The sequence below is a fragment of the Streptomyces millisiae genome (assembly GCF_031845425.1).
Taxonomy (GTDB): Bacteria; Actinomycetota; Actinomycetes; order Streptomycetales; family Streptomycetaceae; genus Streptomyces; species Streptomyces millisiae.
This window is the reverse complement of sequence record NZ_JAVREM010000122.1, coordinates 1-9,056: the sequence shown is the minus strand read 5'-3', so window position 1 is coordinate 9,056 and position 9,056 is coordinate 1. Positions and strand designations below refer to the sequence as shown.

Genomic DNA, 9,056 nt, shown 5'->3' with positions numbered 1-9,056 from the left:
CTTTTCACGCTGTCGCGCGGCACGAGCCGCCGGTCGGTGCCCCGGCGCTCCGCGCCGGGGGTCGGTCGCGAGCTGTCCGCTGACCGCCATGGCTCCGCGCGACCGCGTAGCGGGCCACTCCGCGCGGGGTGTTCCCCCGCCCGCCCTTCTCACGCTGCCGCGCGAGGCCACCGCCGAGGGCGGTGGGTGGGCGCGGCACCACACGGCCACGCCGGCCGCGCCCTGTTCGCGCCTCGCGCGCAGCGCGGGCCGCGGAAGCGCGCGCGAGACCGCCGGAGGCGGTGCGCGGCCGCGCCGGCCACGGCGACCGCGCCGCCGGTACGCGGCTGCGCCGCCGGTACGCGGCTGTGCGGGCCGCAGGCCGCTAGGCTGGCGGGTCTCGACAACAACTGGCCCGCGCTTACCGCTGGAGCGATCGTGGACGGGGTGCAGTTCCGGCTCTTGGGACCTGTCGGTGTCTGGCACGCCGGGCGGCGGATCGGGCCCGTCACGGCGCCGCAACGGAGTGTGTTGGCGGTCCTGTTGTTGGACGCCGGCCGGGCCGTGCCGGAGCGGCGGCTGGTGCACGCGCTGTGGGGGGACGCGCGGCCGCAGGGGGCGGCCGAGGCGGTGCGCGGGCATGTGGCGCGGTTGCGGCGGATGGTGGCGCCGCTCGGTGGTCCCGAGGTGAGCGACACGCGGGACGGCTACTGCCTGACGGTCCACCGGCGGCAGGTGGACCTGTACCGGTTCCGGGAGTTGGTGCGGCGGGCGTCGGCCGGGGACCGGGATCCGGAGCGCGCGGCGGCGCTGTTGCGGTCGGCGTTGGCGCTGTGGCACGGGCCGGCGCTGGCGGACGTCGCGGGCCGGTGGCTGCCGGAGGAGGTGGCGCCGGGGATCGACGAGGAGCGGCTTTCGGCGGTCGAGCAGCGGGCCGAGTTCGAACTGTTGTTGGGGCGACAGCAGGAGGTGGCCTCTGAGCTGCGCACCCTCGTCGCCCAACATCCGCTCCGCGAACGCCTGTTGGCCCTGTTGATGGCGGCGTTGCAGCGCAGCGGCGCGCGGGCCGACGCGTTGGCCGTCTATCGGCGGGCCAGGGAGCGGTTCGCCGAGGATCTCGGCATCGAGCCGGGTGGACGGCTGCGGCGGATGTACGAGGTGATCGCGGACGGCCGCGAGCTGCCGCTGGAACTGGTCGGTGGGGACCCCAGGGTGGGTCTCGTCGGGCAGGGCGCGGTGTCCGAGCCCCTGCCGGTCCCGCACCAGCTGCCGCCCGACACCGAGGCGTTCACCGGCCGGGAGCCGGAACTCGCCGCCCTGGACGGCATGTTCCCGACGTCCGGGCCACGGCCCTCGGGGCGGGCGGCGGTCTGCGTGATCACCGGCGCCGGCGGGGTGGGCAAGACGGCGCTGGCCGTGCACTGGGCGCACCGGGCGCGCCGGCGGTTCCCGGACGGGCAGCTCTACGTGGACCTGCTGGGCTTCGGCCCGACCCAGCTGGCCAGGCCGCCCGCCGAGACGGTGCGGCTGTTCCTCGACGCGCTGGGCGTGCCGCCGCAGCGGATACCGGTGTCGGTCGAGGCGCAGGTGGGCCTCTACCGCAGCCTGATGACCGGCCGGCGGATGCTGATCCTGCTGGACAACGCGGCCGACTCCGAGCAGGTGCGGCCGCTGCTGCCCGGGTCGCCCGGCTGCCTGGTGCTGGTCACCAGCCGGGTGGAGCCGACGGCGCTGATCGCCGCCGAGGGCGCGCGGACGCTGCCGCTCGACGTGCTGTCCGCCGCGCAGTCCCGGGAGTTGCTGCTGCGGCGGCTCGCCGCGCGGCAGGTGGCGGCGGACGAGGACGTGGTGGGCGACGTCGTCTCGCGGTGTGCGGGACTGCCGTTGGCGCTGTCCATCGTCGCGGCCCGTACCCAGGCGCGGCCCGGCTTCGGTCTCGAGGCGCTAATCGGCGGGCTCGACGGGGCCGTGGCCGGGCTCGACGTGTTCGACGGCGGTGATCCGGCCACCAACGTGCGCACCGTCTTCTCGTGGTCCTACCGGGCGCTCAGCCAGGAAGCGGCCCGGCTCTTCCGCCTGTTGGGGCTGCTGCGCGGCCCGGAGATCTCGGTGGCCGGCGCCGCCAGCCTCGCCGGGGTGCCGGTGCGGCAGGCCAACCGGCTGCTGGCGGAGCTGGGTCGGGCCCATCTCACGATCGAGCGGGCGCCGGGCCGCTACGGCTGGCACGACCTGTTGTGGGTGTACGCGCGGGAGTTGACCGAGGCGCAGGACTCCGGGGTGGAGCGGCAGGAGGCCAGGCACCGGCTGTTCGACCACTATCTGACGAGCGCGGCCACCGGCGCCGAGTACCTGGACGAGCACCACCGGATCCCGTTGGTGCCCACGCCGCCCCGGCCCGGCGTCACCCCGGCGCGGATCACCGACGAGGCGCAGGCGCGGGCCTGGTTCGGCCGCGAGTGCCCGCTGCTGCTGGCCGCGATCCGGCAGGCGCAGCTGCTCGGTTTCGACGCGCACGCCTGGCAGTTGGCGAGTGTGCTGCGGGGTTACCTCACCCAGCAGGGGCAGTTGGAGGACCAGGCGACCAGCCACCGCATCGCGCTGACGGCGGCGGGCCGCGTCGGCGACTCCAACGCGCGGGCGCACGCGCACCTGGGGCTCGGGCAGGCGTTGATGCGGCTCGGTTCCGACGAGGAGGCGGACGCCCATCTGGGTTCCGCGCTGCTGCTGTTCGCGGAGACCGGCAACCTGGTCGGGCAGGCGGTCAGCCACATCTACCTGAGCATGCTGCAGGACCGGGACGGCGACTACGCGACCGGGCTGCACCACAACGAGCAGGCGCTGCTGCTGTACCGGCAGGCCGGCCACCGCTCGGGCGAGGCCCGCAGCATGAACAACATCGGCTGGTGCCATGCCCAGTTGGGCTCCTACGAGATGGCGTTGCGGTGCTGTGAGGAGGCGCTCGACATCCAGCGGGAGCAGGGCAACCTGGCCGGGGAGGCCGCGGCGCAGGACAGCCTGGGCTACATCCACCACCTGATGGGCCGGCACGAGGAGGCCATCGACTACTACGAGCGGGCGCTGCGGTGGCGGCGGGACGCGCGCCGGGTGCCGGCGGCGCTCACCCTGAGCCGGCTCGGCGAGGCCCAGTTGGCCGCCGGCCGGCGCGCGGCCGGACTCGCCACCCTGCGGCGCGCGCTGGAGCTGCTCGACGCGATGGCCCCCGGCGAGGCGGCGCCGGTCAGGGCCAGGATCGCGGAGCTCACCGAGGAGCGTGACCCGGAGGGCGTCGTCGACGGTTGAAAGGGCAACGGCTCTTTGCCGCTGTGACCTCGTGAATCACCCCTGCTCCGGGGCGCTTTCGAGAGCTAGATTGCTCGCCATCGGCACCGGCCGCGGCGCGAAGGGGAAATCGTGAACGGCAACGGGGACGGCATCGGGGACGGCCTTGAGTTTCGGCTCCTGGGGCCCGTCGGCGTCTGGCATCGCGGCCAGCGGCTGGGGCCGGCCACCGCGCAGCAGCGGACGGTGCTGGCCACCCTGCTGCTCGATCCGGGCCGGGTGGTGGCCGTCGACCGGCTGGTGACGGCGCTGTGGGGGGCGACGCCGCCGGCCACCGCGCGGAACTCGCTGCAGGGCACCGTGTCCCGGCTGCGGCGGGTGCTCGGGCAGTTCCCGCAGGTCGAGTTGGCCACCTCGGTGCGCGGCTACACGCTGCGGGTCGAGGTCGAGGCGATCGACCTGCACCGCTTCCGCCGCCAGGTGCGGCAAGCACGCGGCACCGACGTCCAGGCCGCCGACGCGGCCGAGTCGTTGCGCGCCGCGCTGGCGCTGTGGCGGGGCGGGCCGCCGCTGGTGGACGTCGCCGGCGCCTGGCTGCCGGAGGCGGTCGCGCCCGGACTCGAGGAGGAGCGGCTGGCCGCCGTGGAGATGCTGGCGGTGGCCGACCTGGCGCTCGGCCGCGACGCGGCGGTGGCCGCCGAGCTCTCTCCGCTGCTGGCCGAACACCCGCTGCGGGAGCGGCTGGTGTGCCTGCTGATGGTGGCCCTGCACCGGGCCGGGCAGCGGGCCGAGGCGTTGGAGGTGTTCCGGCGGGTGCGCCGCAGGTTCGCCGACGACCTGGGCATCGAGCCGGGCGACGAGCTGCAGCGCCTGCACCAGGCGATCCTCGTCGACCGGGAGACCCCCTGGCCGGCCACGGCCCCGCGCACCGACCAGGCCCCGGTGGCCACCCGGGCGGTGCCCCGGGTGCCGCGCCAACTTCCGCCCGACACCGAGACGTTCATCGGCCGGGAGGCCGAGCTTGCCGCGCTCGACGCCCTATTGCCGCCGCGGGACGCGGCGGCCGGCCGGGCCGTCGGCACGCCGGTGGGCGTGATCGCCGGCACCGGCGGCGTCGGCAAGACCGCGCTCGCGGTGCGCTGGGCGCACCGGTCGAGGGACCACTTCCCCGACGGCCAGCTCTACGTGAACCTGCTCGGCTTCGGCCCCACCCGGCTGGCCAGGCCGCCGGCCGAGGCGGTGCGGCTCTTCCTCGACGCGCTGGACGTGCCGACGCAGCGGATCCCGGCCTCCGTCGACGCCCAGGTCGGGCTCTACCGCAGCCTCCTCGCCGACCGCCGGATGCTGATCCTGCTGGACAACGCGCTCGACTCCGACCAGGTGCGGCCGCTGCTCCCCAACTCCCCCGGCTGCGTGGTGCTGGTGACCAGCCGCGCCGAGCTCACCGGCCTCGCGGCGGCCGAGGGGGCGCGCACCCTGCCGCTGGGGCTGCTGGCCGACACCGACGCCCGGGAGCTGCTGGTACGGCGCCTCGGCCAGGACAAGGTCTCGGCCGAGCGGGACGCCGTCGACGACATCGTGGCCCGCTGCGCCGGGCTGCCCCTGGCGTTGGCGATCGTGGCGGCCAGGGCGGGCGCGCGCCCCGGGTTCCCGCTGGGCGCGCTCACCTCGGGCCTCGACGACGGCTCGGGCACCGGGGCGTGGGACGCCCAGGGCCCGCTCGGCCCCTCGGGATCGCTCGACCCGCTCGGCTCGATCGGCTCGCTCGACGTCTTCGACGGCGGCGACTCGGGCGCCAGCGTGCGCACCGTGTTCTCCTGGTCCTACCAGGCGTTGAGCGAGGACGCCGCCCGGCTCTTCCGGCTGCTCGGGCTCACCCAGGTCCCCGAGATCTCCGTCGCGGGCGCCGCCAGCCTGGCCGGCATCCCGCCGCGCGCCGCGCACCAGCTGCTGTCCGAGCTGACCAGGGCGCACCTGGCGTGGGAGCGGACACCGGGCCGCTACGGCTGGCACGACCTGCTGTGGGCCTACGCGGAGGAGCTGACACAGGAGTTGGACGGCGCCGAGGAGCGGCGGACGGCGCTCCACCGGCTCCTCGACTACTACCTGCACAGCGCCAGCCTGGGCGACCAGCAGCTCGACCCCTACCACCGGGTGCCCGTCGAACTCCCGCCCCCAAGACCCGGGGTGACCGTGCCGCCGATCACCACCGTCCAGCACGCGGTGCGCTGGTTCCTGGCCGAACACCAGGCGCTGCTGATCGCCGTCCGGCAGGCGGCGCGCGCCGGCTTCGACACCCACGCCTGGCAACTCGCCTGCGCCAGCCGGGGTTTCCTCTCCCAACACGGCTACTCGCAGGCGCAGGCCGCCACCCACCGGATCGCGCTGGACGCGGCCCGCCGGCTCGGCGACCCGCGGGCGCTCGCGCACGCCGAGATCGGCCTGGTGCACGCGTTGATCAGACTCGGCGAGGCGAGCGGGTGCGAGGAGCGCCTGGAGGCGGCCTACCGGCTGTTCGGCGCGGCCGAGGACCCCGTCGGGCAGGCGTTGACCCACATCTACCGCAGCCTGCTGCGCGACCGGGAAGGCGACTACGCGGCCGGGGTGCACCACAACGAGCAGGCCCTGCTCCTGTACCGACGCGCGGAACACCGGGGCGGCGAGGGCCGGGCGATGAACAACGTGGGCTGGTTCCAGGCCCAGTTGGGCAAGTACCGGGAGGCGCTGGCCAGCTGTCAGGCGGCGCTGGCGATCCACCGCGAACTCGACGACGGGCCCGGGGAGTCGGCCACCCTGGACAGCCTGGGCTACATCCACCACCGGCTCGGCCACTACGAGCAGGCCGTCGACCACTACCAGCGCTCGCTCGACCGGCGCGGCGACTGGGAACCGGCGCTCGCCGGCCGCACCCTGGGGCGGCTCGGCGCGGCGCAGCTGTCGACCGGCCGGCTGGCCGAGGGCCGGGAGACGCTGCGGCGCGCCCTGACCCTGCTGGAGGACCTGGCGCCGGGCGACGCGGAGGAGGTCCGCGCCGCCCTCGCCGGGCTCGACGCCGAGCAGCGGTCGGGCGGCCCGGCCGCTACCCGGCGGGCGTCGGCCGGCGGCCGGTGAGCCGGCGCGCCAACTCCCAGGCCGCCAGGCCGATCGCGAACGCCTCCGCGCCGAGCAGCAGCCCCGCGCACAGCAGGCTGTACCAGAACCGGCCCGACAGCGGGCCCTCGGCCAGCCCGTCGGCCGCCCAGACCAGGTACTCGACGAACATCGGCACCAGCAGCGAGAACCAGGCCGTCACCCCGAGGAGGCCGACCAGCCACAGCCAGCGGAACCAGCGCCCCACCCGCAGGTCGGCCTCGGACGCCTCTTCCAACTCGGCGGCCTGCTCGGGTGTGAGCCGCCCGAACGCGCGGCGCAGCAGCAGCGACTTGACCCGCCACAGGTTGTGGCAGCCGAGCGCGTTGACCAGCACCGCGTAGAGGTCGGTGCGCAGGAAGACCATGGACTGCCAGAGCATCTGGACGACCTTCGCGAACACCCAGGCGGCGAGCAGCGCGTCGACCGTGCCGGGGGGCGCCCAGGCGCCGGTGTCGATGGCGAGCCGGCCGGCGAGCAGCACGGCGAGCAGCACCGAGTCGACGGCGAGGCCGCCGAGCAGCGGGCCGTAGCGCTGCCGGCGCGGCACCGTCCACAGCTGGGTCAGGTCGGTCTCGAACACCAGCATGATCGTGCGGCGGTCGATGCCGAACCGGGTCTGGATGCCGAGCGCCCGCGCAGCCAACCAGTGGCCGCACTCGTGACTGGCCGCCGCGAACCACACGAACGGCACCCAGGCCAGCGCGCTGACACCGATGTCGTCGAAGACGAAGGCGTCCTCGCCCGGATGCGGCAGCAGCCCGGGCCGGACCACGAACACGCCGATCGCGAAGAGCAGACAGGCGGCGTAACAGGCCCACGCCACGGGCCCGAAGAACGGGCGGACGGTCTCCGGCCGGATGGCCGTCATCCAACGCCGCGCCTGGATCGGCGCGTTCTTCGCCGGCTCAGGGGCCGCGTCCGTCTCGTCCTCGCCCGCGAGGAAGCCGAGCTCCCCCAAGGTCTCGACGAACGAAGGGATGTTCACCGGCTGGCCGGCGAACGCCTCGGCCTCGGCGGCCACCTCGTCGAGGGTCGCGCCGCGCTGCAGGGCGGCGATCACCACGCCGCCGACCGCGGGGATGGTCACAAACGTGCCGGTGGCCGGGTCCCCGACGAGCACCTCGTCGTCGCCCTCCGGCACCACGCTCAGCGGCCGCAGCCGCACCGTCGTCGTCATGGGCGCCGGCCCCTCGCGAGCGCGCACACGGCGCAGTCGGGGTCGGCGACGAACGGCTGCCACTCGGGGACCAGGCCCTCGCGGAGGTCGAGCACCATCCGCCCGCCGGCGGCACGCGGAGGCTCGAAGCCGGTCAGGTGCCGCTTGGCCTCGAACGCCACCAGCGAGCCGATCAGCGTGGCCATCGGCCCGGTGAGGGGGTTGCTCAGCTCGATCTTCTCGGCGAGCCGCAGGGCGGTGCCGGCCGAACTGTCCTCGTCCGGGCGGTCGGCGGCGTCACAGGCCAGGCAGGGGGTGCGGCCCGGGATCACCGACTGGTACATGATCTGGGACGGCGTTCCGCCACCGCCCACGAACGGCACGCCCGCCCGCGCCGCCGCCTCGTTCACCCAAAGACCGGCGTCCGGATGCCCGTCGACGCCGCCGGCGATCAGGTCCACGCCCTCGACCAGGTCGGCGAGGTCCGCCGCGCTCGTGATCCAGCGCTCCACGGCCCGCACCTCGATCGTCGGATCGTACTCGCGTACCCACTCGGCGGCCCGCTCGGGCTTGGACCGGCCGATGTCCCGGTGCCGGTAGAGGAACTGGCGGGCGAAGTTCTTCGACTCGACCTGATCGCGGTCCACCAGGGTCAGCCGGCCGACGCCGAGGCCCGCCAGGCACTGCACCAACGTGGAACCACCACCCCCGACCCCGAGCACCAGCACGTGCGCGGCGCGCAGCAGCCGCACGAACTCGGCCCGCGGCCGGTCGAGCCCCGCGTAGGCGCCGAAGAACGACAGGTTGGAGAAGTGCCGCGCGTCCACCGCCGCGTCGCCCGTCCACCGGCCGTCGGCGTCCTCCACCAGGCCGAGGGCGTCGAGACCGGTCAGGCCCTGGGCCACCTCGGACTCGCTCAGGACGTGCCCGTGCCTGGCCAACGCGACGCTCAACTCGGCCGCGGTCCGCGGCCCCCGGCTCAACTCCCCGAGCAGCGCGGCCACCTGCCCCTCCGGGTCACTGAGCGTGATCGCCTCACGGGCGTCGGCGACCACGACGATGTCGTCGCCCACCGTCTCCCACACGCATTCCTTCAGGCCGACGCGCATCGTCTCCCCTGTCCCTGCCGTTCTCTCACGAAAAGCCGTGGGGAGGGTGAGCGCCACGGCCAGGCGCCCACCCTCCCCACGAAGGCCGTCAGTTGACGGTGACTCAGGTGGCCGGGTTCTGCGTCGCCTTCACGGCCTCGACCTTCTTGACCTTGATCTCCATCGCACTGCCTCCTTCTCGAGGGGGAAACGGCCCGGGTACCCGCCCGGCGTGAGCCGGAGGTGAGAACCGCTGCGGCATAGCCTGCGAGGCCGCGCTGATACGCGGCTGACACGCCGCTGATTCGCTGAGCGCTGTGCGTACGCGGCTGGCGCTCCGCGCGGGGTTTCCCCCACCCACCCGCCCTTTTACGCGCTGCGCGCGGAGCGGCGCTGCGCGGCGGCTGCGACGGCTGTTGCCC

General features: G+C 75.0%; 4 protein-coding genes. 2 read left to right on the top strand and 2 right to left on the bottom strand.

Going from position 1 to position 9,056, the window contains the following annotated elements; translation table 11 throughout:
- Nucleotides 1-510: 510 nt before the first annotated feature.
- The gene (locus RNC47_RS35210; protein WP_449657365.1) at nucleotides 511-3,279 is read left to right on the top strand and encodes a BTAD domain-containing putative transcriptional regulator; all 2,769 of its coding nucleotides are present in this window, start codon (nucleotides 511-513) and stop codon (nucleotides 3,277-3,279) included.
- Nucleotides 3,280-3,390: 111 nt separating this feature from the next.
- The gene (locus RNC47_RS35205) at nucleotides 3,391-6,369 is read left to right on the top strand and encodes an AfsR/SARP family transcriptional regulator (RefSeq protein WP_311604857.1); all 2,979 of its coding nucleotides are present in this window, start codon (nucleotides 3,391-3,393) and stop codon (nucleotides 6,367-6,369) included.
- Here the strand turns inward: RNC47_RS35205 and RNC47_RS35200 are convergent.
- Both RNC47_RS35200 and RNC47_RS35195 read right to left on the bottom strand, forming a co-directional pair.
- Nucleotides 6,338-7,567: a hypothetical protein gene (locus RNC47_RS35200; RefSeq protein ID WP_311604856.1), complete on the bottom strand. Its 1,230-nt coding sequence runs from the start codon at nucleotides 7,565-7,567 to the stop codon at nucleotides 6,338-6,340. The genes RNC47_RS35205 and RNC47_RS35200 overlap by 32 nt on opposite strands.
- Nucleotides 7,564-8,655, bottom strand: a complete 1,092-nt coding sequence (locus tag RNC47_RS35195) for a HesA/MoeB/ThiF family protein (protein ID WP_311604854.1) — start codon at nucleotides 8,653-8,655, stop codon at nucleotides 7,564-7,566. The genes RNC47_RS35200 and RNC47_RS35195 overlap by 4 nt, the downstream gene beginning before the upstream one ends.
- Nucleotides 8,656-9,056: the final 401 nt, after the last annotated feature.